The organism is Thermosynechococcus sp. HY596, assembly GCF_030518715.1.
Classification (GTDB): domain Bacteria; phylum Cyanobacteriota; class Cyanobacteriia; order Thermosynechococcales; family Thermosynechococcaceae; genus Thermosynechococcus.
On the sequence record NZ_CP130346.1, the window covers coordinates 1,168,180 to 1,189,653 of the forward strand.

General features: G+C 52.5%; 23 protein-coding genes. 13 read left to right on the top strand and 10 right to left on the bottom strand.

Translation table 11 applies throughout. The features are described from left to right. The first annotated feature begins 124 nt into the window (after positions 1 to 124). Entirely contained in the window at positions 125 to 577 is a 453-nt protein-coding gene (locus QYC28_RS05915; protein WP_286627031.1) for a diacylglycerol kinase family protein, read from the top strand. Between the two features lie 23 nt (positions 578 to 600). Here the strand turns inward: QYC28_RS05915 and ychF are convergent, their stop codons facing one another. The 5 genes from ychF to QYC28_RS05940 form a co-directional block, all read right to left on the bottom strand. Next, positions 601 to 1,692 (bottom strand): redox-regulated ATPase YchF, encoded by a 1,092-nt coding sequence (ychF, locus tag QYC28_RS05920; protein WP_302680005.1) that lies wholly within the window; start codon positions 1,690 to 1,692, stop codon positions 601 to 603. A 235-nt stretch (positions 1,693 to 1,927) separates the two neighbouring features. Further along, positions 1,928 to 3,343: a type I glutamate--ammonia ligase gene (gene glnA / locus QYC28_RS05925; protein WP_286669055.1), complete on the bottom strand. Its 1,416-nt coding sequence runs from the start codon at positions 3,341 to 3,343 to the stop codon at positions 1,928 to 1,930. Positions 3,344 to 3,452: 109 nt separating this feature from the next. Then, on the bottom strand, positions 3,453 to 3,950 hold the full coding sequence (locus QYC28_RS05930; protein WP_149819059.1) for a DUF2085 domain-containing protein: 498 nt from the start codon (positions 3,948 to 3,950) through the stop codon (positions 3,453 to 3,455). Positions 3,951 to 4,118: 168 nt separating this feature from the next. Beyond that, complete coding sequence (locus tag QYC28_RS05935; RefSeq protein ID WP_149819061.1) at positions 4,119 to 5,477, bottom strand: glycosyltransferase family 1 protein; 1,359 nt, start codon at positions 5,475 to 5,477, stop codon at positions 4,119 to 4,121. Positions 5,478 to 5,536: 59 nt separating this feature from the next. Continuing rightward, positions 5,537 to 6,613 (bottom strand): glycosyltransferase family 4 protein, encoded by a 1,077-nt coding sequence (locus QYC28_RS05940; protein ID WP_302680007.1) that lies wholly within the window; start codon positions 6,611 to 6,613, stop codon positions 5,537 to 5,539. A gap of 343 nt (positions 6,614 to 6,956) precedes the next feature. Between QYC28_RS05940 and QYC28_RS05945 the strand changes: the two genes are divergently transcribed. From QYC28_RS05945 to QYC28_RS05970, 6 genes are read left to right on the top strand one after another with little or no spacing between them, the layout of a single operon-like run. Continuing rightward, entirely contained in the window at positions 6,957 to 7,826 is an 870-nt protein-coding gene (locus QYC28_RS05945; RefSeq protein WP_149819065.1) for a branched-chain amino acid ABC transporter permease, read from the top strand. After that, positions 7,810 to 8,355, top strand: a complete 546-nt coding sequence (gene rfaE2 / locus QYC28_RS05950) for a D-glycero-beta-D-manno-heptose 1-phosphate adenylyltransferase (protein WP_149819067.1) — start codon at positions 7,810 to 7,812, stop codon at positions 8,353 to 8,355. Before QYC28_RS05945 ends, rfaE2 begins: the two co-directional genes overlap by 17 nt. Next, positions 8,331 to 9,038, top strand: a complete 708-nt coding sequence (locus QYC28_RS05955; RefSeq protein WP_286669057.1) for a GUN4 domain-containing protein — start codon at positions 8,331 to 8,333, stop codon at positions 9,036 to 9,038. The genes rfaE2 and QYC28_RS05955 overlap by 25 nt, the downstream gene beginning before the upstream one ends. A 45-nt stretch (positions 9,039 to 9,083) precedes the next feature. Continuing rightward, a complete protein-coding gene (locus QYC28_RS05960; RefSeq protein WP_190278259.1) occupies positions 9,084 to 9,479 on the top strand; it encodes a Spy/CpxP family protein refolding chaperone in 396 nt (131 codons plus the stop codon). Positions 9,480 to 9,483: 4 nt separating this feature from the next. Further along, positions 9,484 to 9,642: a hypothetical protein gene (locus QYC28_RS05965; protein WP_190278260.1), complete on the top strand. Its 159-nt coding sequence runs from the start codon at positions 9,484 to 9,486 to the stop codon at positions 9,640 to 9,642. A gap of 16 nt (positions 9,643 to 9,658) precedes the next feature. Beyond that, entirely contained in the window at positions 9,659 to 10,102 is a 444-nt protein-coding gene (locus QYC28_RS05970) for a hypothetical protein (RefSeq protein ID WP_190278261.1), read from the top strand. Here the strand turns inward: QYC28_RS05970 and QYC28_RS05975 are convergent. Next, positions 10,094 to 10,396, bottom strand: coding sequence for a carbon dioxide-concentrating mechanism protein CcmK (locus QYC28_RS05975; RefSeq protein WP_286669095.1), 303 nt, complete (start codon positions 10,394 to 10,396; stop codon positions 10,094 to 10,096). The genes QYC28_RS05970 and QYC28_RS05975 overlap by 9 nt on opposite strands. 96 nt (positions 10,397 to 10,492) lie before the next feature. On the opposite strand from QYC28_RS05975, the gene cofH reads away from it, so the two are divergent. The 5 genes from cofH (at position 10,493) to QYC28_RS06000 (ending at position 16,072) form a co-directional block, all read left to right on the top strand. Beyond that, on the top strand, positions 10,493 to 11,671 hold the full coding sequence (cofH, locus tag QYC28_RS05980; protein ID WP_149819075.1) for a 7,8-didemethyl-8-hydroxy-5-deazariboflavin synthase subunit CofH: 1,179 nt from the start codon (positions 10,493 to 10,495) through the stop codon (positions 11,669 to 11,671). Continuing rightward, a complete protein-coding gene (locus QYC28_RS05985; RefSeq protein ID WP_302680008.1) occupies positions 11,671 to 13,272 on the top strand; it encodes a DUF3352 domain-containing protein in 1,602 nt (533 codons plus the stop codon). Before cofH ends, QYC28_RS05985 begins: the two co-directional genes overlap by 1 nt. Before the next feature lie 70 nt (positions 13,273 to 13,342). Continuing rightward, entirely contained in the window at positions 13,343 to 14,272 is a 930-nt protein-coding gene (locus tag QYC28_RS05990; RefSeq protein ID WP_149819079.1) for a pentapeptide repeat-containing protein, read from the top strand. A 57-nt stretch (positions 14,273 to 14,329) separates the two neighbouring features. Next, positions 14,330 to 15,415, top strand: coding sequence for a 3-isopropylmalate dehydrogenase (leuB, locus tag QYC28_RS05995; protein ID WP_149819081.1), 1,086 nt, complete (start codon positions 14,330 to 14,332; stop codon positions 15,413 to 15,415). Positions 15,416 to 15,541: 126 nt separating this feature from the next. Then, a complete protein-coding gene (locus tag QYC28_RS06000; RefSeq protein WP_149819084.1) occupies positions 15,542 to 16,072 on the top strand; it encodes a YqhA family protein in 531 nt (176 codons plus the stop codon). Between the two features lie 29 nt (positions 16,073 to 16,101). Here the strand turns inward: QYC28_RS06000 and QYC28_RS06005 are convergent, their stop codons facing one another. From QYC28_RS06005 to QYC28_RS06015, 3 genes are all read right to left on the bottom strand, one after another. Then, complete coding sequence (locus tag QYC28_RS06005) at positions 16,102 to 18,240, bottom strand: bifunctional diguanylate cyclase/phosphodiesterase (protein WP_302680010.1); 2,139 nt, start codon at positions 18,238 to 18,240, stop codon at positions 16,102 to 16,104. Positions 18,241 to 18,388: 148 nt separating this feature from the next. Then, positions 18,389 to 18,715 (bottom strand): hypothetical protein, encoded by a 327-nt coding sequence (locus QYC28_RS06010; RefSeq protein ID WP_302680011.1) that lies wholly within the window; start codon positions 18,713 to 18,715, stop codon positions 18,389 to 18,391. A gap of 800 nt (positions 18,716 to 19,515) precedes the next feature. Beyond that, positions 19,516 to 19,647: a hypothetical protein gene (locus QYC28_RS06015; RefSeq protein WP_255451724.1), complete on the bottom strand. Its 132-nt coding sequence runs from the start codon at positions 19,645 to 19,647 to the stop codon at positions 19,516 to 19,518. Between the two features lie 119 nt (positions 19,648 to 19,766). Between QYC28_RS06015 and nrdR the strand changes: the two genes are divergently transcribed. Further along, on the top strand, positions 19,767 to 20,255 hold the full coding sequence (gene nrdR, locus QYC28_RS06020; protein WP_149819090.1) for a transcriptional regulator NrdR: 489 nt from the start codon (positions 19,767 to 19,769) through the stop codon (positions 20,253 to 20,255). Here nrdR and QYC28_RS06025 read toward each other — a convergent pair. Next, positions 20,252 to 21,448: a GNAT family N-acetyltransferase gene (locus tag QYC28_RS06025; protein ID WP_149819092.1), complete on the bottom strand. Its 1,197-nt coding sequence runs from the start codon at positions 21,446 to 21,448 to the stop codon at positions 20,252 to 20,254. The genes nrdR and QYC28_RS06025 overlap by 4 nt on opposite strands. Between the last annotated feature and the right edge of the window lie 26 nt (positions 21,449 to 21,474).

The window sequence follows — 21,474 nt, forward strand, 5'->3', positions numbered from 1 at the left end:
GAAATCCCAAAGGATGTGCTTAAATGGAAGGCGTTAACAGCCAAATTTTTTGAAAAACTTTTTAAGGTGTATGGAATCCAGCGTCAACACTTAAAGACCAATGTTTGGTGTGATGGGTAACGTTATGACACAAAAAGTTCTTGCCACCTACGCTGAGAAAACATCAGGGATAACCATACTGCGACAGCGCTCCTACCGTGTGGCGCCCTCTTTACTGAATAGTTTCCGTTATGCATGGGCGGGAGTGGTCTATGCCTTTCAAACTCAGCGCAATTTTCGGATTCACACCGCAGTTGGTCTTAGCGCGATCGCCCTCAGTGGTCTGTTAAAACTTCCCCCCGTTGAGGTGGCAGTGATTTTGCTCACGATTGGTGTTGTCATGGGGCTAGAGCTGCTGAATACGGCTCTTGAAGCGGTGGTGGATCTCACCGTTGGTAAGCAATATCATGATCTCGCTCGCATTGCCAAGGATTGTGCCGCTGGTGCGGTTCTGCTCAGCGCGATCGCAGCGGTGGGGGTGGCGATGGCCTTAATTGTGCCGCCCTTGGTTTATCCGATTGTGGGAACGTTGCTATAAACTTGTCATCCAATCAGGAGGGGCTAAACATTAAAGCGGAAGAGCATCACATCCCCCTCCTGCACAACATAATCTTTACCTTCACTGCGGACTAGGCCTTTTTCCTTAGCCACCGTCATGGACTGACAGGCCACTAGGTCTGCGTAGCTCACCGTCTCAGCGCGAATAAAACCCCGCTCAAAGTCACTGTGAATAACGCCTGCGGCTTGGGGGGCTTTGGCACCCGCTGGAATCGTCCATGCTCGGGTTTCCTTAGGCCCTGTAGTAAAAAAGGTTTGCAGACCCAGCAACTTGTAGGTTGAGCGAATCAGCGATCGCAAGCCCCCTTCAGTGACCCCCAAGCTAGCAAGATATTCAGCGCGATCGCCCTCGGGCAAATCCACAAGTTCAGCCTCCACCTGAGCCGAGACAATCACCACCTCCGCCCCCTCCTGCTGGGCAATCTCCTGAACCGCCGCTGTCCATTCATTGCCAGTGGCCAAATCCTGCTCAGCCACATTAGCGGCATAGATCACGGGCTTACGGGTGAGCAATCCCAGAAAGCGAATGGCGGCTTCTTCGTCCTCCGTCAGTTGACACAGACGAGCAGGCTGTCCCTCATTGAGCACGCCAAGGAGCTTTTCAAGAGCCGTGAGTTCAATCTGTGCCTCTTTTTGCGATCGCGCTGCCTTACGGGTACGTTCAATCCGTTTTTCAATTTGCGCTAAATCTGCCAGTGCCAACTCTAAGTTAATGACCGCAATATCCTCGACAGGATTGACGCGACCTGCCACGTGGACAATATCCTCATCTTCAAAGCAGCGCACCACGTGCACAATGGCATCCACCTCGCGAATATTGGCCAAGAACTGGTTGCCCAATCCTTCCCCTTTGCTGGCTCCCTTCACCAAACCCGCAATATCCACAAACTCTACCCGTGTCGGCACGATCTGCGCTGATTGGGAAATTTTTGCCAATACCTCCAGCCGTTCATCGGGGACGGCCACCACACCGACATTGGGTTCAATCGTACAAAACGGAAAATTGGCCGCCTCGGCCTTGGCATTGGCCACAAGGGCATTAAACAGCGTTGATTTGCCCACATTCGGTAGGCCGACAATTCCCGCGCGTAACATCAGACCCTACAACCTCATTCTCAAGGGAAGACATTTCCCAGCCATTGCACCCAAAAATGGGAAGGTTAATTTTCAATAACACTCCAACTTATCAGAAATTCCAGCCCTAGGCAACTACGGGCACACTCAAAACCGCTGTCAGAGAAGAATCGGCAACAAAAATAAAAGAGGCAACCCTTGATGAGTGCCTCTAAGTGCTCTGTGCCTAAATGGGAGGCTCTAGGGATTCACTGCCCTAGGCATCAAAGTAGAGGGTGAATTCATAGGGGTGAGGACGCAGGGACATGGGAATCACTTCTGTGTCCAGCTTGTACTGAATCCAGTTGAGGATAAAGTCTTCGCTAAAGACACCGCCCGCTGTGAGGAAGCTATGATCCTTTTGCAGGTTTTCCAGAGCCGCCATGAGTGAACCGGGGGTGGAGGGAATTTTGGCCAGTTCTTCGGGGCTGAGGTCATAGATATCAACATCCAAGGGGCTACCCGGATCAATTTGATTCTTGATGCCATCAATCCCTGCACACAGCATCGCCGCAAAGGCAAGGTAGGGGTTACTTGTGGCATCGGGGCAACGAAACTCTAGGCGCTTCGCTTTGGGATTGGGACCAGTGAGAGGAATCCGCACAGAGGCAGAGCGGTTGCCTTGGGAATAGGCAAGGTTCACGGGGGCTTCAAAGCCGGGAACCAGTCGTTTGTAGGAGTTCGTTGTCGGGTTGGTAAAGGCCAACAGCGCTGGGGCGTGTTTGAGAAGACCCCCAATATACCAAAGTGCAATTTGGCTCAAATTGGCGTAGCCCTCACCCCAAAACAGCGGTTGACCATCTTTCCAAATCGACTGGTGAGTGTGCATCCCCGAACCGTTGTCGTTGAAGACGGGCTTGGGCATAAAGGTTGCCACTTTACCGTGCTTGCGGGCAACGTTCTTGACGCAGTACTTATAGGTCATCAGCCAGTCGGCAGCTTGAATGAGAGTGCCAAAGCGGAAACCCAACTCGCACTGACCTCCTGTGGCCACTTCGTGGTGATGTTTTTCAATGGGCACACCGCACTTGGCCATCGTTAAGAGCATTTCTGTCCGCAGGTCTTGCAGTGTATCCGTCGGCGCAACAGGGAAGTAGCCCTCTTTGCCACGGATTTTGTAGCCAAGGTTGCCCCCTTCTTCTTCGCGGCCAGTGTTCCAAACACCTTCAATACTATCAACGTAGTAGTAGCCAGACTTTTGGTTTTGGTCGTAGCGAACGTCATCGAAAACAAAGAACTCGGCTTCGGGGCCAAAGTAGGCCGTATCACCAATGCCGGTGGCTTTTAGGTACTCAATGGCACGGGTGGCAATGGAGCGCGGGCAGCGATCGTAGAGTTCTCCGGTGCGTGGATCTTTGATGGTGCAAATCATGCTCAGGGTGGGTTCTTTCATGAAGGGGTCTTCCCACGCCGTATCCGGATCCGGCACCATCACCATGTCGGATTCGTTGATCGCTTTCCAACCGCGAATACTGGAGCCGTCGAAGGGCACACCCTCGGTAAATGAACTTTCGTCAATTTGGCTCTTGTGAACCGTCAGGTGTTGCCACGTGCCGGGCATGTCAATAAATTTCAAGTCGATTAGCTCGTACTTGCTGTTGATCAAATTCAAGATTTCTTGGGGCGTTGCCATGTATAGGTTACTCCTTCTGTATTGGGCGCACCGCAGCGACAATCTATGGTAGAAAGTTGCCCCAGTTAATTTTTGTATCGGAGGCTACCAAAATTTCGGTGTTTGCTCCCTAGCGGGAGGTAGCAAGGCGCTGTTTGGGATATAACAGGGGCATGATCAGTAATCCCAAGCCCAGTCCCGCGATCGCCCCAAAGGGAAAGACAATCCAATTGGAATAGCCCCAGACGCCATAGTGTTGCAGTGCCCACTCAAGGGGATAAAACAGCATTAACAACACCGCCACTAAAAAGCCCCCCAGACCATACTGCGGCAGCCAGTACCACTCGCGAGCAGTGGTGGAACGCTCAATCCACCAACGGGTCAAAAGAACCCCCAGAAGGGTGCCATAGCAGCGCATACACACCGCCATTTTCCAAGGGGGAGCGAGCATCAAGCCCATTTCTGGCTGCGGACATACATGATTGCCCATCGTGTAGATAATGTGGGCAATTTTAGGCAAGAAAAGAAAATGACTAGCGGCCAAGAAAGGCGCAAACAAAGGACCTAGAATCAGTGCCGCCAGAATGACATCAGGCCATAGGGGAAAAAGCGATCGCCACCGCACCATTGGATGTTAGAAATGATACAAAATGATAAACAACCCCCTAGAATTTAACAAATTGTTCACAGCAAGGGCAATCAGTGATTGGGCAGAGCGGCGAGATAGAGATGATCCCTCCACACAGGAATGCTGCTTAATCTTGTCCTCAACCACTCTGCTACGTCATTAAGAAGTTTAGGAGGCTAAGGCCGCCTTGGTCACAGTTGTCAGTGAGGCTGTGTTCTTAACCGTCTCTAAGCGCGGTGAATTCCCCATGAGGGAGGCAGCAAAGAGTTGCCGGTACAGTTGCCCCATCTGGAGGGCGATCGCTTCCCAGTTGAAGAGGGCTTGCACCCGCTCGCGGCCATTTTCCCCAAGGGTACGCGCCCAAGCTGGATTAGCCAAGATACGCTGAATGGCCTTGGCCAAGGCGGTGGCATCCTGAGGCGGCACCAGTAGCCCTGTTTCCTCGGGAATCACCGTGAATTGCAGGCCCCCAACCGCAGAGGCAATCACCGGCGTGCCACAGGCCATCGCTTCAATGGCCACCAAGCCAAAGGGTTCATAGTAGCTGGGCACAACGCAGACATTGGCAGCACTGTAGTAAACCGCCAAGCGCTCATGGTCAATTTGCCCGACAAAGGTCACGCGATCGCCCAAGTTGTACTCCTGCACTAATCCTTCAATGCGCCGCCGTTCGGCACCATCACTGCGCTGCGGATCACTCCCCCCCACAAGCAGTAACCGCCCTTGGGGCACTTGAGCCATCGCTGCCACCAGCGTTTCAATCCCTTTGCGGCGATCAAAGCGACCCACATAGAGCACAATCGGCTCATCGGCAGGCAAATTCAGTTGGGCACGGGCATCGGCCACGGGGTAAAAGAGATGCAAATTCGTGCCACAGGGAATCAGACGTGTTTGCCCTGCCTTGGAGACCCAACGCCGTAGGTAGGCTTCCTCTTGGGGGCTAGTCACAATCACACAGTCGGCATTTTCAAGGATGGCTTTTTCCACCATGAGGCGGGTTTCATCCCGTTGGGCTTGCTCGGAAGCCACTTGATATTTGACAACCCCCAAGGAATGGTAGGTGTGCAGCCATTGGAAATTCAACTCCTGACGCAACTGCCAACCCACCCAGCCAGAGAGCCAGTAATTGGTGTGGATCAGGGGATAGCCATATTTGGCATGGTAAGCCTTGAAGGCTTCGACAAACTTCGGCAAGGTCTCAAAGAGTTTCTCACGCGGAATATAGGTCAGAGGGCCTGCCTCGAGGCGAATGGTGCGACAGTGGGGGCTATGTTCAATGACATCGGGGTCATCGGGATGGATTTTGCGGGTAAACATATCCACGTGCCACCCGGCTGCCGCGAGGGCTTCCCCCAATTGCCGTACATAGATATTTTGGCCGCCAGCGGATTCATGGCCGACATCAGCGGCGGGATCCCCATGCACAGAAATCAAGGCAATGGGTTGACGGGCAGGCACCTGCGGTTGGGGCATGGCAAACGCCCGAGGAAGTGTATTTTTTGCTGTACGGGTTGATAATGCTTGCATAAATACACCTTTTGAATAACGGTCAAAGAAACACTTTTGCACAGGGTTCAGGGATACACCTAACTGGCCAGCAGTTCAATCGTCCCCCTACGATGTCCATTATGGACAAAGGTGTCGGCGAGAACGGTATCATAGACTGCTTCATACTCGCTCACCATCCGTTCAACACTGAACCGCTGCCAAACATAGTCTCGACAGGCCATGCGATCCAGTTGCGGCACTTGGGCAACAGCCGCCACACATTCGTCAACGGAGTGACACAGAAAACCGGTTTTGCCGTGCTCAATCACTTCAGGCGCTGCCCCCTTGGCGATCGCCACCACTGGCGTACCGGCTGCCATGGACTCAATCATCACTAGGCCAAAGGGTTCCTGCCACGTAATCGGAAAGAGCATGGCGATCGCCCCACCTAGGAGAGCATTTTTGGTTGGATGATCTGCTTCGCCGATAAATTGGATAAATTCACCATCAATGTGGGGTTCAATCAATTCCTTGAAGTAGTCGCGATCCACCCGATCCACTTTGCCGGCCATCCGCAGGGGGATGCCCACTCGCTTAGCAATTTCAATGGCATGGTGAGGGCCTTTTTCCGGGGAGAGCCGTCCCAAGAAGGCCAAATAGGGTGGATCGCTGGGCTGGGAATAGAAGTGATGGGTTTCCACGGCAATGGCGTTATAGACCGTGGCAATGTAGTTCAAATCCCGTAGTTGCCGCTGGGAATGGGAAATACTGACATAGTTTTGGTTGCGATATTGGCTGAAAATGCGCTCATTATCCGTCGTAAAGCGACCATGGAGCGTGTGAACAACGGGTGTTTTCACCAGACTGGCGTAGGGTAAAGCCGTATAGCCCACATGGGAATGGATGACATCAAATTCATTGGCACGACTAAAGACTTCTCCCAGTTGCAGAGCTTCATAGACGGCATATTCCTGCACATTGGGATCGAGGCGAATGGCGTGGGGATAGGTAGAAACCAATTTGGCTTGGGTAATGGAATCGCCACTGGCAAACAGCGTGACCTCGTGCCCTCGCTTGACTAACTCTTCTGTGAGCAGACTCACCACCAACTCCACACCCCCGTAGGCTGGCGGCGGTACCCGTTCCCACAGGGGAGCGATTTGAGCAATGCGCATACAAGCCTCCTCGAACAATACGGTTGGTCACCGCTGCCTTGATGCTAATCGCGCGATTGACTCAGCAGCATGGCTGCCTCAACGGTACGCAATCTCACTGAAAAAGACCAAGGGGGTAAATCCCTACCTGAAACTTCGGGAATCCGTACTATTATTTGTTATTGTCGCTACATTTTGGCAGTATAAATCAAGATATAATCTTGGGTTTGGCTTGAAGCTTTCGAGATAGAACTCACTTTTTCCAGTGAGAGAAAAGGCTCTCGTCTAAACACCCCACTGATCGCTATTCTATGAGCAGGTGCTGCCCCTTTCACGTTTTCTCAAATTTTAGTCGCAATCGTTCATGGATATTCAACTGATTCAACTCTTTGTTAACGGATTGGCGGTGGGCAGTATTATTGCCCTCGCAGCAGTGGGTTTGACGCTCACATTTGGGATTTTGCGCCTGCCCAATTTTGCCCACGGCGACTTTATGACGGCGGGAGCCTACCTAACGCTGGTGGCTAATGCAACAGGACTGGATATTTGGCTCTCAATGGCGATCGGTGGCTTGGGAACGGCAGGGTTGATGCTCCTGAGTGAGAAGCTCCTGTGGCAGCCGATGCGCGATCGCCGGGCAACTTCCACCACACTGATTATTATTTCCATTGGTCTGTCGTTTCTGCTGCGCAATGCTGTGATTCTCATCTGGGGCAGTGAAAACCAAACCTATCGGCTGCCAGTGATGCCTGCCCTTGATTTTTGGGGCGTGAAAATTATTTACTCGAAGGTGATTGTCATGATTTTGGCGGTGGTGGCGATCGCCACTGTGCATTTGATCCTGCAACGCACCAAGGTGGGCAAAGCCATGCGAGCCGTAGCCGATGATCTCGACTTGGCGCGGGTTTCGGGGATTGATGTCGAGTGGGTGGTGCTGTGTACTTGGCTCTTGGCGGGGGTGCTCACGGGGGTGGCCGGGGGTCTCTATGGCCTGATTACCGCTGTGCGGCCAACGATGGGCTGGTTTTTGATCTTGCCCCTGTTTGCTAGTGTAATTCTCGGTGGCATTGGCAATCCCTATGGGGCGATCGCTGGCGCCCTGATTATTGGCGTGGCTCAGGAGATGAGTACCCTGATGATTCCTTCTGAATACAAGCTGGCCGTTGCCCTAGTGATCATGATGGCGGTGCTTTTAGTACGTCCCCAAGGGCTATTTCGTGGCACGCTCAGTTAGTGTTCTTAGGAGAAGTCCCCTGAACCTTTACACCCTTGAAGCCCTTGTGGCTACCATCAATGCTGCGCCCCAAGACTGGCGCCCTTTGGTGTTTACCAATGGCTGTTTTGACCTGATCCATGCGGGTCATGTCCGCTATCTGGCAGCAGCCCGTGCCCTAGGCAAACGCTTGGTGGTGGGCTTGAATAGCGATCGCTCCGTGGCAACTCTAAAGCCAAAACGGCCAATTATTCCCGAACAGCAGCGGGCAGAGGTGCTTGCTAGTTTACGATCAGTAGATGCGGTGGTGCTATTTAGCGATCGCACTGCCACGAGCCTGATCGAGGTTCTCCAACCGGAGATCTACGTCAAGGGGGGCGATTACCAACTGGAGACCCTACCGGAAGCGGCGGCTGTGCAGCGCTATGGTGGTCGCATTGAACTCATTCAAGTAGAGGTTCCCAGTTCGACAACGGCGATCGTCCAACGCATTTTAGAGTTGCATGGGGAGGAGTCACCGGGCGCATGGTCACCACAGAACCAGCCTTAGCCGATTTACGGGAGCAGTTGTACAACGGCAACGAAAAATCCCAACTGGCCGCCATGAGCACCCTGAGTACGGCAGGCAGTGAAGGCTATCACCTCTTGCAGGAATTCCTCAAAGACAGTGCCACCTTTTCCCCCCCACCCGCCCCTTGGATCCGCGGTCAGGCCTATCGTCTCCTATTCCACAGCCCAGAAGCCTCTGTGCAAGCCTTTTTGCAACAACACTATCCCCAAGGGGTGATCCCGCTGCGCTCCGATCGCGGGGTGGACTATCAGGAACTGGCTGAACTCCTAGTGGCCGAAAAATTTGAAGCCGCCGATCGCCTGACGACGCAAAAGCTCTGTGAACTGGCGGGTCCTTTGGCACAAAAACGCCGCTGGCTCTACTTTACGGAGGTGGAGCAATTCCCGATTGTGGATTTACAAACCATTGATCAATTGTGGCTCGCCTTTTCCTTGGGTCGCTTTGGCTATTCGGTGCAACGGCAACTGTGGCTAGGCTGCGGTCAAAACTGGGATCGGCTGTGGGAGAAAATTGGCTGGCGGCAGGGCAAGCGGTGGCCGCGCTATCCGAATGAATTTATCTGGGACTTGAGTGCCCCGCGCGGACATTTACCCCTGACCAATCAACTGCGGGGCGTACAGGTGATCAACGCCCTGCTCAATCATCCCGCTTGGACAGCCTAGAATGGGGGTAGCAACAAGCGTAGCAGCAGTGGTGAGGTGGCAGCGATGAAAAAGAATATTCAGCGATTCATGGTGGCGATCGCCTTGATTATTGGCATCAGTGGCACAGTCATTCCACCCCAAGTCGTGGCTCAAACCAGTGGCGGCCTATTGACTGCTGAGCAAATGAAAAAACTCAATCTCAGTGTTGAGCAAAAACAGGCCGTACTGCGGCTAACCCTGCGCACCAACGATCGCATCCTCAAGATCCTTGATCGCGACCAGCAGCGCATCTTTCGCAATGCCATCAAACAGGGGAAATCTACCGGTGAAGCCATGGACGCCGTTTCGTTGCGCCCTGATCAAAAGACACAACTCTCGAAGGTGATGCAGGATACCCGCGTCGAAATGCTGACAATTCTCACCCCTGAGCAAGTGAAGCAACTGCAAGGATCTCGCTAGCGTTATGAACGTTTTTGTCCTCTGTACCGGTCGCTGCGGTTCGGTCACGTTTGCCAAAGCTTGCACCTTCATCACCAATTTCAGCAGTGCCCATGAGTCGCGGACATTCCTGCTCGGTGAGGCACGTTTGGCCTACCCCGATCGCCACATTGAATTTGGATAATCCCCTTTCTTAGTTTTTGGGACGACTCGATCAAACCTATGGCGATCGCGCCTACTACGTTCACCTGCGGCGGGATGACCTCAGTGTTGCCCGCAGCTACCGCCAGCGCTATGGCCTCTGGATGATGAAAGCATACCGCGAGGGCATCTTGCTCCACTTGCCAGCCAATGCTGACCCCTTAGAGGTGTGTTTGGACGATTGCCATACGGTGAATAGCAACATTGAACTCTTTCTGCGGGACAAAACCCACAAAATGACGATTGATTTAGCGGACATTCAAACCGCTTTTCCTCAGTTTTGGGAATGGATTGGTGCTGAAGGGGATCTAGAGGCTGCCCCAGGTTGTTTTCAAACAAAGCATAATGCGGCTCACTTTATTCCAGCTACCGCCATTGATAGCCTAGTACGGTCAGTGCGACGGCTCCTACCTCAGCCGCCCATTCAAAACACCTTAAAGTAGAAAATCCTCGGCTGGCTGCTGCGGGACTACAATCGGTAAAACCTGTTCGAGATTGCCATCGGGACGGGCAATAATCTGATGGGAAATGACCTCGTGGCCACTGAGCGATCGCGCTGCTCGAACTGCTGCATTCACGTCCGCCACCTCTCCCCGAATCACCACTGTCCAATAGCCCGCACCAATCCCCTCACAACTGACAAGGGTAACCTGAGCCGCTTTGACCAAGGTATCGGCCACAGCAAGGGCTGCCGGGTACCCCAAGACCTGCACCATGCCCACCGCTTCTGCTGCCATTGCCATTCTCCCTTCCACGTCTCCCATATTTTAGAAAAGGGCTGTGCTTAAGCTAAAGAAAGAGTGACCTAGTTTCCTAAAGGTGGAGTAGATTCGATGCAGACCATAGGGGCGATCGTTGAGCTAGAGGCGGCTCTTGCCAACAATGGCATTTCTGCCCAACAAGCCCTCACCCTTTTGACAGCCGCTCTTCCCTTAGCCGCAAGCAGTGATCCTCAAGAACCATTGCCCCCCCTCCTCAGGGCACTACAAACCGCGAGCGATCGCCTGCGCCAACAACAGGTAGGCGACACCGTCACCTATGTGATTAACCGCAACATCAACTTCACGAATATCTGCGAGCAACACTGTGCTTTCTGTGCCTTTCGTCGCGATGCCACCGCTGCCGATGCCTACTGGCTCGACATTGACACGATCCTGAGCAAAGTGGCTGATGCAGTTGCCCAAGGGGCGACGGAAATCTGTATGCAGGGCGGACTCAATCCAGCCGCTAAAGAATGCGGCTCTAGTTTGCGCTATTACCAATGCCTCGTGCGGGACATTAAAACGGCCTTTCCTGAAATCCATCTCCACGCCTTTTCGCCCCAAGAAATTCAATTCATTGCCCGTGAGGATGGCCTCTCCTATGCCCAAGTGATTGATGTTCTGCATCAGAGTGGGGTGGACTCCATGCCGGGTACTGCCGCTGAGGTGTTAGTAGATCGAGTGCGCTCAAAAATCTGTCCTGAGAAAATGAACACCGCGACATGGCTAGAGATTGTGGAAACCGCCCATCGTTTGGGGGTATGGACGACCAGCACCATGCTCTGCGGCCACATTGAAACCCCAGCCGATCAGGTGGCTCACCTACAACACCTACAGCAACTTCAGCAAAAGGCCTTAGAACACGACTATCCCGCGCAAATTACCGAGTTTATTCTGCTGCCCTACGTGGGGGAACTTGCCCCCAAGGCAATGCGACAATGGGTAGGACACCCGCAACCGCAGTTATTACCCACACTTGTCCTCACGGCAGTGGCGCGGTTGTTTTTAGGGCGATGGATTCCGAACCACCAGCCTAGTTGGGTCAAACTGGGTCTTGAGGGGGCAACCATGGCTCTGAATTGGGGCTGTAATGATTTGGGGGGAACGCTGATGGAAGAACACATTACCTCAGTGGCTGGAGCGCAGGGGGGCACGGGCGTTAGTCCAGCAGATCTGGTGGCCGCAATTTGCTCCTTAGGGCGAACCCCATGTCAGCGCACCACACTTTACCATCCCGTTGGAGAGTTGTGATGACCACGGAATCTCAGCCTTCAGTTCAGTCTCCCCGTCGGTTCCGCCCTTGGCTAGTGGGTGGTGTTGCCGTGGTTATTGTCGGGGCAGCCGCCGCTGCGGGGGTCTTCCTGTGGCAACGGTTTAGTCAACGTCCGATCGCGCCCGGAATGGCGATCGCCCCCAATAGTGCCCTATTGACCCTCACCTTACCCACGGATCCCAAGCCTTGGGAAGCCCTTGCCAAAAGTGGCCTGTTACAAGCCCAACCCTGGTTGAACCCCAGCTATGATCCGCTCTCGCCAGAGGGGGTGAATCTGGCGCAACTGGATTACCTCAAGGATGTGCGCCCCTTTATTGGTGACCAAGCCACAGTGGTCTTGTTGCCCATTACCCCAGAGTCCGTCAGAGAATCGCCGGTGCCGCCCCACGTTTGGATTGTGCCGACCCTAAATGTACCGATGGGGGAGCAACTGCTGCAAAGCGTCATTGGCGAGCCGATCACAGAAATCAACGGCGTGAAAATCTTCAAGGCCAAGGGGATTCTCCCTGACCCCGATAGCGGTGCGATCGCCCTTGTTGCGCATGAGAATCAGGCCTACATCATTTGGAGTCAGCACCAGAGCGCCCTGCAACAAGTCATTGCCACCGCCCAAGCCAACAACGGCATTGGCAGCCAGCCCACCTATCAACAGGCAGTGAAAGGGTTATCGGATCATCGCCCTTTGGTGGAACTCTATTTGAACCTACCCGCCTTTTTAGCCAGTCAGATGGCCGCCCCTGAAGGAAGTCTGCCTGAACCCCCGCGGGAACTGCAAGGGATGGTGCTCACCGCAGACATGACCCCTGAGCAAATCGAATTGGAGGTGGTGACTTGGCGCCCTGAGCAGAATCAAGCCTTGGTCAGTGAAGGTCAAAGCCGTGAACTTAGTCGTCTTGTGCCTGAAACGACCCTTGCTTTTTACGGTACAGGCTCCTTTAAGAATTTATGGCAGAATACCCCCGCCTCAGTGAAAGAGACGATCGCCAGCACGGTTAAAGATCTCACTGGCCTCGATTGGCAACAGGCCTTTGTGCCTTGGATGGATGGCGAATTTGCTGCTGCCTTTGTGCCCGTTCCCGCCCTAGGCAATGCCCCTAGTTTGCTCTTTCTCAGTCAGACCAGTGATCGCCCCCAAGCCAGTCAAACCCTGAGCCAGCTCGATAGCCAAATTCGCGATCGCCTGCGGTGGCAAGTACAACAAACGGCAACAGAACCGCAACCGATCACCACTTGGCGTATTCCCCCAGGTTTGCCGGTGGGGCAGCATGGTTGGCTGAATGACCAGACCCTCTTTTTGGGACTCGGCCCTTTGACGGATATGAGTACCCGCCCTGAGCGCTCCCTTGCCGACTCTCCCCTCTATCGTGCGGTGCTGCCCCAGCCCAAGGACACGCAGTTCTACCTGAATTTGAGTCACCTTGGGTCACTGCAAAATAACTTGCTCTTGCCTGAACTAGCACCTGAAGTGGCGCGATCGCTCCAACCCTTTGCTGCTCTAGGCATCACCAGTCAGGTGCGGGATAATCGGTTTACCCACTACATCGCTCGAATCCGCCTAAAACCCCTCTCACCACCGTAGGTTCAGCCAAAACTGGGGGAACCCTAAAACTAGACGCAGATTTGCTACTGAAGGACGTGACTGAATTACTGTGGAACCAGATGCTCTACTGAAACAATATAGCGTGGGCGATCGCGACTTTGCGGGGGTACGGTTGCGCCGCGCTAACCTGAGTCGGTATATTTTGACGGGCATTGACCTTTCCCGTGCCGATCTCACCGATGCTGCCCTACAAAGTACCAACCTGCAAGGGGCTGATTTGCGGGGAGCAATTCTTACGGGCGTCAATCTCAGTCAGGCGGATTTGCGGGGGGCGGATCTGCGGGGTGTGATTTTAATTAGCGCCGATCTGCGCTGGGTGTCGTTGCGCAAGGCCAACCTAACGGGGGCGGATCTCAGCCGTGCCAACCTTGCCAATGCCGACCTCAGTGAAGCCAACCTCACCGGTGCCCAACTGAGTGAAGCCATTTTGCGGGATGCCAACCTGACGCTCACGGATCTCACCCTTGCTGAGCTAGAACGTGCCAACCTCACCCGTGCCAACTTAACGGAAGCCTACCTGCGGGGCGCTGATTTGGCAGATGCCGTCTTGCGAGAAAGTCAACTGGTGCAGGCCAATTTACGCGGTGCCAATCTCAGTGCCACCAATTTGTACCAAGCCAATTTAGAGCGAGCCGTCCTGATTGGAGCCAATCTGCGCCGTGCTCACCTTGAGGAAGCTTATCTGCGGGAAGTGGCCTTCAAAGAAGCCAACTTGCGCCATGCCTGTTTGGACAAAGCCAACCTTGTGGGTGCCGATTTACGGGGAGTGAGCCTTGCCCAAGCACTGTTGCGGGGCGCCAATCTCAGCTCTGCCATTCTCATTGGGGCGAATTTAATGGGAGCCAATCTCAGTGGTGCCGATCTGCGGGGAGCCAATCTCATTGAAGCGATTCTTACCGGTGCCAGCCTCAATGGCGTTGATCTCAGTGCTGTGGATATGAGCGAGGCGATTTTGCCGGATGGCTATCTCTCGGAATAGCCTCAAGGGAAGACCGCTGCTGGTGTAGATTAGAAGATCGGTGATTTTGAGACAGGCATGGCAACCACGTATCGCATTGCTGTTTTGGCCGGGGATGGTATTGGTCCAGAAATTACGGCTGTTGCCCTCGATGTGTTACAGGCGATCGCCCCTCGCTTTGAATTGGCCTTTGACTTTATTCCTGCCCTTGTGGGCGGCTCTGCCATTGATGCTGTGGGGGAACCCTTGCCAGCAGCAACGCTGGAAACCTGTCGGCAAAGTGATGCCGTGCTTTTAGCCGCCATTGGCGGAACGCAGTGGGATAGCTTACCCCGTCATCTGCGCCCGGAGACGGGATTACTTGCCCTTCGCGCTGGTCTGGGTTTATTTGCTAACTTACGCCCCGCCAAGATTTTTCCGCAACTGCTCCATGCCTCGTCCCTCAAGCCGGAAGTGATTGCCGGCGTGGATCTCATGGTGGTGCGCGAACTGACTGGCGGCATTTACTTTGGTCAACCGCGCGGTATTTTCACCACGGAAACGGGTGAGCAGCGGGGGGTGAATACGATGGCCTACACCGCCACGGAAATTGACCGCATTGGCCGCGTGGCCTTTGAAACGGCTCGCAAACGGCAGGGCAAACTCTGCTCCGTGGATAAAGCTAATGTCCTTGAAGTCTCCCAACTGTGGCGCGATCGCCTGACTGCGCTTAGCGCTGAATATCCCGATGTGGAACTCACCCACCTCTATGTGGACAATGCCGCAATGCAACTGGTGCGCGCCCCGAAACAGTTTGACACGATTGTCACCAGTAACCTATTTGGCGATATTCTCTCCGATATTGCTGCCATGCTCACCGGCAGTATTGGTATGCTCCCCTCCGCTAGCCTAGGGGAATCCGGGCCGGGTCTGTTTGAACCGGTTCATGGCTCGGCGCCCGACATTGCCGGCCAAGACAAAGCGAATCCCTTGGCAATGGTGCTCAGTGCGGCCATGATGCTGCGTTATCGCCTCAACCAACCAGCAGCAGCGCAAGCGATCGAAGAAGCGATTACTGCTGTTTTAGATCAAGGCTACCGCACTGGCGATTTAATGGCTGAGGGCTGTACGCTGGTGGGCTGTCGCGAAATGGGCAACCTCTTGATTAAAGAATTATCCCAATAGGCTCCTACTCCTCTGCTAGTAATCTTCAACTACTAACCCCTAGCTATTGCTCCCCTCACATTTCCCACCTTCTTTGATTGGCGAGTGCCTCTGCTAGCATGTTAGGAGCTTTTGGTGATCTTGGTAATGCGAAGATTATCCCAACTGGAGAGGCTTGTTGAGCCTTTTCTCTGGTATTTCCGTCTTTTTGTCATTATTCCCGTCATTTTTAGCCTACTCAGTACCTTTGCTCTATTTATTCTCGGCAGTCATGAAATTCTTCTGGGGCTGGGCATCCAATTTCGCAATTATGGGGATTCGACAATTTATATCAAAACCCTTGGCTACATCATCACGGGTATTGATTTGTATTTAATTGGCATTATTTTGTTGCTGTTTGCCCTCGGTATCTATGAACTGTTTATTTCTAAAATTGATGCGGGTCTGGCTCGCGATCGCGCCACTGATGTTTCCCTGATGCAGGCTCAAAGTTTAGATCAGCTTAAGGATAAACTGCTAAAAACAATCGTCATGGCTCTGGTGGTGACTTTCTTTAAGCAACTGATTGCCTTCAATGTCAAAACGCCCCTTGACTTACTATATCTGGCCACCGCAATTCTGATTATTGCCATCAGCACCTACTTGATGTACCGCGTCAGTTCAGAAGCCCATCACTAGATGCTTAGGGTCTCCAAGAAATGGTGTTTCTAAGTAGCATGAATCTGCGCCAACAGGGCATCCACCTGCTCAATACTCAGGGGTTGCGAGAAATAATAGCCCTGGGCATAGTCACAGCCCAGTTCCCGCAGTCGCGTCACTTGATAGGGATGCTCCACCCCTTCAGCAATCACTTCGAGTTCTAATCCCTTGGCAAGGCTGACAATGGCATCAATCACAAGGGGTTTTTGCGCGGTTTCAGTGATCAGCTTCACAAAGCTGCGATCTATTTTGAGGATGTCGATGGGAAGATTGGTCAAGTAGCACAGGGAAGAATAACCCGTGCCAAAGTCATCGAGGCTGAGCTTGATGTCTTGAGCCTTGAGTTTAAGTAAGATGTCGCGCACCTGATCGGGCTGATCAATGCCTACACTTTCGGTCATTTCGAGGTGCAGGCAATGGGGGGGAATCTGGGTCTGTTCTAGGGCCGCCAACACCTGTTCGGCTAGGGCAGGGTGCATCAGTTGCCGATTCGATAAATTCACATTCACAGACAACTGACACTGGGGAAATTGCTCGTGCCAGTGCTGAAGATCGCGGCAAGCCCGCCAGATCACCCAATCGCCAATGGGCAAAATGAGTCCCGTTTCCTCAGCAAGGGGAATGAAGCGATCGGGCAGTAATAAACCTTGGGTGGGATGTTGCCAGCGAATCAGGGCTTCAAAACCGTAGAGACGATTATCACTAAGACGATAGATGGGCTGATAAAAGAGGGTAAATTCATCCCGCTCAATAGCTTGGCGCAAGCCGACTTCAAGAGAAAGGCGATCGCGCGCCATCAAATGCATTTCTTCACTAAAGACTTGATAGCGATTGCCCCCCGCCAACTTGGCACGATACATGGCAATATCGGCATTGCGCAAGTAGTTTTCTGCTTTTTCAATGTGGGGCGATCGCGTGGCCACGCCGATACTCACCCGCAGCGTAATTGGTTGATCTTTGACCATAAAGGGTTTATCGAGTTCACAGCGAATGCGATCGCACACCCCCAAAGCATCGTTGTTGTCACGAATATCATCCAGCAAAATCACAAACTCATCGCTGCCAATGCGAGCAACCGTGTCATCGGGGCGGACAATGCGGCTGAGGCGATTGGCCAACTCAATCAAAATCAAGTCACCACAAGTGTGGCCAAGGCTGTCGTTAATGACCTTGAACCGATCAATGTCAATGAACAAAATGGCAAATTTATAGTCGGGACGACGCCGACCATGGCGAGCCGCCTGTTCAATGCGATCAAAAAGCAGCGTGCGATTGGCTAACCCCGTCAGCGAGTCATGGAGGGCATCATGGAGCAACTGTGCCTCGGCAAGGCGATGTTCCGTCAAATCGGTCAGAGAACCCGCAACCCGCGTGGCATTCCCGTAGGCATCCCGCAACACCAGCCCCCGTGCCAACGCCCAGCGATAAGAGCCATTGCAATGTTGAATGCGAAACTCTTGGTGGAAATGGGGGGTTTGGCCGCGCACATGGAGCATTAAATTCAATTTGACCCGCTCGACATCTTGGGGGTGTATCCGCTTGAGCCAATCGTCAATGTGGTTGCCAATTTCGTGATCCTGATAGCCGAGAATACTTTTCCAGCGCGAGGAATAAAATGTCTCATTGGTCGTCAGATTCCAGTCCCAGATGCCATCATTGATGCCACGGGTGAGCAGTGCATAGCGATCGCTGGTTTCCAGCAACGCTGCTTGGGTCAACTTTATATCGGTGATGTTGTAGCCGCAGATCAACCCTGCCCCATTGGGAAAGCGCACAAAGGCCCAGATCATCTCTAGGACTTGGCCATCCGCCCCATGGATAGGCACTTCTTGCCAACCGCTAGGAGTATGAACCATCCAATAACGAACTTGCCGCTGGGTCTCTGGATCGGGAAAACACTGGCTCAAAAAATCCCGCGAGAGCAAGTCCCCCGTATCCCAGCCCAACTGGGTCGTCACCTCTTGGTTAATGGAGTAAATCTGCCCTTCATTGTCATAGAACAGGATCAGCAGAGGTAAACGGGCACAAACACTCCGCAGCAGCTCATAGGGATCCGCGCTTGCTGGAAAATCAAAACCATAGCTCGCTTGACCACCCATGATTGGCCGACCAAATTGAGGAAACAAAAACGAGGCATCGTGCTCCATGATGCTATCCTAGCTTGAGTGTTCAGCAAATAACAGAGTGATTTGACCTAGACCAATAAAAGTGCTAGACACATTGGTACCTCTCCTGAAATTCCTATTATGAATTATGAAGCGATAAAGATATTGATATCTCTTCAAATTCTTGTGCCTAGGCAGTTACTGATTCTTTGCCCACACCTGATGAGGCGTATTTTAATCCCAAAATCCAGAAAATCTGCTGGGTAATTGCCTCATATTGCTCAATAGAGAGTAGGTCTTTTTTCTGGTGTAAAAGAATAAGTCTGCCCAACTGTTCCGTGACCGTAGCCAATTCCTTTACGTCTGGATAAAGGCTTTCTAATACAGCCCCCAGATCTGCTTCTGCATTGGCCACTAGCCCTGCCCCCTCATAGATGACAGGCCTAAGAAATGGCTCGTACTGCCGCAACAACCGCCGCAAGTAATAGATCATTGAAATCGACAAAGAGGGAACCATAAGCGACTTCCTTACATCCAATAGAGGAGGGCAAAACTGTGTATTACTCACTGAGCAATTAGGCATTAAATCCTAAAAACAGCGTCATAGTTGTTATCCAGATTACAATCTGACTAAGTCATTTCAACTTTTTTTGCGTCCTAGGAGTGCGCCTAGGAGAGTGATTTTCTGGATTAACCTTGATAGCGTGCCAATGCTCATAGTCTAGTCAGCCTCGCTAATTTCTGTCAATTGAGTCTTGGTATTAGGGAATACTAATTTCCCGTGTTTTTACGAGATTTAAGTTTTAATTAATTCTTGTTTAGATAGTTTGATTGATATTGGTTAATTATCTTTTTGATCCCAAAATGATTCATCAAGTGATCAATTTTGAGATATTGAGTCTCATATTGAAATTGACGATGATTCATTAGTTTCCCCCCAAACAAAGCTTGATTTTTGACAATCTATCCAACAAGCCACATCGGGCTAGAAGAGCGTTTTCGCTTTAGAGAGTGTCTATAAGTCATCCTAAAACTTGGATCACTCCTTCTTCAAAAGTTCGTAATCCTTTTTTGCTTTTTAATAACTGAAGGGTTGAATAGTTAAGACTTATTTAAGTTTCTCAGGATTTCTTGATACTGCTCGTCCTGACAAAATCACTCCCCTACAGGGAGACTTTCATGCAGCAAATCCTCGACAGCAAAGGGCACTGAGCCGTTTATCTCAGTTTGATTTACAATTTTCAATGAAAAGAAGAATTTATTTTTGGCTAATTATGCTGTGTCTATCGCAATTGATATTGAGTTCTTCAGGGAGTCCTAGTGCCCAAAAAAGCCCACAATCACCAGCGGAATAAAGAGGCTCAGGGCAACAATGAGGAGTAAATTTTCTGGCTCGACGTTAATGATCGTGGGTTGATTGCGTTTCTTTTGGGGGTTTGGATCGGTCATGGCAGGATACCCGATGGATACCCCTAGCCTAACAAACGCTGTCGCAGCTCTTGCGAATGTTAATCGCTCGAAAGAATCGGCTATGATACTCTCAGGTGCCTAAATAAGCGGGGATCCCTATGCAGTGTCCCTATTGCCACCATACGGATAGTCGGGTTCTAGAGTCTCGATCGGCAGAGGGGGGGCAAAGTATTCGGCGGCGTCGAGAGTGCCTCCAATGTAGCCGTCGCTTCACCACCTATGAGCGGATTGAGTACGTTCCCATTACGGTCATTAAACGCAATGGCGATCGCGAGTCCTTTGATCGCTCCAAATTGCTACGGGGGATCATGACCGCCTGTGGCAAAACCAACATTCCCCAACAAAAAATTGAAGCCCTCGTAGATGATATTGAGGCGGATTTGCAGTTGCGATCGCGCCGCGAAGTCACTAGCGCCGAATTGGGGGAAGCGGCACTCCAGCGGCTGCGTCATCTTAGCGAAGTGGCCTATGTCCGTTTTGCCTCGGTCTATCGTCAGTTCCAAGGGATTAGTGATTTTGTTGCGGAATTAGCCCATCTCCAAGAGACCCCTGCCTCTCCAGAGTTGGTGACGCTCTCCCAGTCCTAGAGGGATTTCATGGGTAGATCGGCATTCATCGTGTCAATGAGCCGTTGCTCCTCATCATTGATCTGGGCAATGTAGTGGTCAAAAATTTGCGCTAAACGGGGTTCATAGAAGCGGTGCAGGCTGTAGTTGGGAGTGGCCGGAAAGCCTCGCCGTTTTTTATGGCGTCCGCCAGCACCGGGATCAAAGCGCTGAATGCCGTTGGCGATCGCCCATTCAATGGGTTCGTAGTAACAGGCATTGAAGTGCAGGCAATCAATCTCCTGGGCACTGCCCCAATAGCGACCGTAGAGATTGGCTCCCTTGGTAATACAAAAGGACATGGCAATGGGACGCTGCGCGCCACTCCTAGGATAGGCAGCAAAAAGAACGACTCGATGGCGATAGCGATCGCTGAGGGCTTCAAAAAACTGCCGTGTTAGATACTTGCTGCCCCACCAGCCAAATTTGTCGCAGGTATCGGCATAGAAATCGTACATTTGGCGCAATAGGCTGCGGCTGACCTCATCCCCCCGATGAACCCGAAACGTGAGATCCGCTTGAGCCACGGCCTTGCGTTCGCGCTTGATGTTGCGGCGTTGATTGGCATTGAAGTCCGCGAGATAGTCGTCGAAGGTCTGATAGTTGCGATTTTGCCAGATGTAACTGTGGTGGAGCCACGCACGATAACCGTAGGCTTCGACAGCGGGCTGCCATTGGGGATCGACGTAGAGAAAGTGACAACTGGAAAAGCGGTGGCGCTGGCAGAGGCGATCAATTTCATGGAGCATCACTTTGGTCATTCTGACCTCATCCACCCCCTCGGCCATGAGAAAGCGATAGCCCACCGCCGGCGTAAAGGGCGCCATCCCCAGCAGCTTCGGATAATAGCGAATGCCCAACCGCGCCGCCAGCTCTGCCCATTGGTGATCAAAGACAAATTCCCCTTGACTGTGGCCTTTGACATAGAGGGGAGCGGCAGCGACCAGTTCCCGCTGACCTTGGCGATCGCGCCAAACCAAGAGATGATGGGGGAGCCAACCGGTTTGCAGCGTTGCACTGCCAGAGGCTTCAATTTGGTGCAGCCATTCCCATTCAAAGAAGGGGGTTTCTAGGGGCAACGCAAGAGCATCCCACTGGTCTTGGGGAACGCTGGCGATCGCATTCACCCACTGAATCGTTAGCTCCGGTGCCAGTGCCGCTGCAAACTCTGCCATACCCCTCAGGGAAACTGCGTCTCTGT

Bases quoted from the DNA above. Each gene is read 5' to 3' on its own strand.
- QYC28_RS05930 (WP_149819059.1), bottom strand. From the start codon at position 3,950: ATGGTGCGGTGGCGATCGCTTTTTCCCCTATGGCCTGATGTCATTCTG.
- QYC28_RS05985 (WP_302680008.1), top strand. From the start codon at position 11,671: ATGACCACGGAATCTCAGCCTTCAGTTCAGTCTCCCCGTCGGTTCCGC.
- QYC28_RS05945 (WP_149819065.1), top strand. From the start codon at position 6,957: ATGGATATTCAACTGATTCAACTCTTTGTTAACGGATTGGCGGTGGGC.
- leuB (WP_149819081.1), top strand. From the start codon at position 14,330: ATGGCAACCACGTATCGCATTGCTGTTTTGGCCGGGGATGGTATTGGT.
- QYC28_RS06025 (WP_149819092.1), bottom strand. From the start codon at position 21,448: ATGGCAGAGTTTGCAGCGGCACTGGCACCGGAGCTAACGATTCAGTGG.
- QYC28_RS06015 (WP_255451724.1), bottom strand. From the start codon at position 19,647: ATGACCGATCCAAACCCCCAAAAGAAACGCAATCAACCCACGATCATT.
- QYC28_RS05960 (WP_190278259.1), top strand. From the start codon at position 9,084: ATGAAAAAGAATATTCAGCGATTCATGGTGGCGATCGCCTTGATTATT.
- cofH (WP_149819075.1), top strand. From the start codon at position 10,493: ATGCAGACCATAGGGGCGATCGTTGAGCTAGAGGCGGCTCTTGCCAAC.
- QYC28_RS05965 (WP_190278260.1), top strand. From the start codon at position 9,484: ATGAACGTTTTTGTCCTCTGTACCGGTCGCTGCGGTTCGGTCACGTTT.
- QYC28_RS05955 (WP_286669057.1), top strand. From the start codon at position 8,331: ATGGTCACCACAGAACCAGCCTTAGCCGATTTACGGGAGCAGTTGTAC.
- ychF (WP_302680005.1), bottom strand. From the start codon at position 1,692: ATGTTACGCGCGGGAATTGTCGGCCTACCGAATGTGGGCAAATCAACG.
- QYC28_RS05935 (WP_149819061.1), bottom strand. From the start codon at position 5,477: ATGCAAGCATTATCAACCCGTACAGCAAAAAATACACTTCCTCGGGCG.
- QYC28_RS05975 (WP_286669095.1), bottom strand. From the start codon at position 10,396: ATGGCAGCAGAAGCGGTGGGCATGGTGCAGGTCTTGGGGTACCCGGCA.
- nrdR (WP_149819090.1), top strand. From the start codon at position 19,767: ATGCAGTGTCCCTATTGCCACCATACGGATAGTCGGGTTCTAGAGTCT.
- QYC28_RS06000 (WP_149819084.1), top strand. From the start codon at position 15,542: ATGCGAAGATTATCCCAACTGGAGAGGCTTGTTGAGCCTTTTCTCTGG.
- QYC28_RS06010 (WP_302680011.1), bottom strand. From the start codon at position 18,715: ATGGTTCCCTCTTTGTCGATTTCAATGATCTATTACTTGCGGCGGTTG.
- QYC28_RS05940 (WP_302680007.1), bottom strand. From the start codon at position 6,613: ATGCGCATTGCTCAAATCGCTCCCCTGTGGGAACGGGTACCGCCGCCA.
- QYC28_RS06005 (WP_302680010.1), bottom strand. From the start codon at position 18,240: ATGGAGCACGATGCCTCGTTTTTGTTTCCTCAATTTGGTCGGCCAATC.
- QYC28_RS05915 (WP_286627031.1), top strand. From the start codon at position 125: ATGACACAAAAAGTTCTTGCCACCTACGCTGAGAAAACATCAGGGATA.
- glnA (WP_286669055.1), bottom strand. From the start codon at position 3,343: ATGGCAACGCCCCAAGAAATCTTGAATTTGATCAACAGCAAGTACGAG.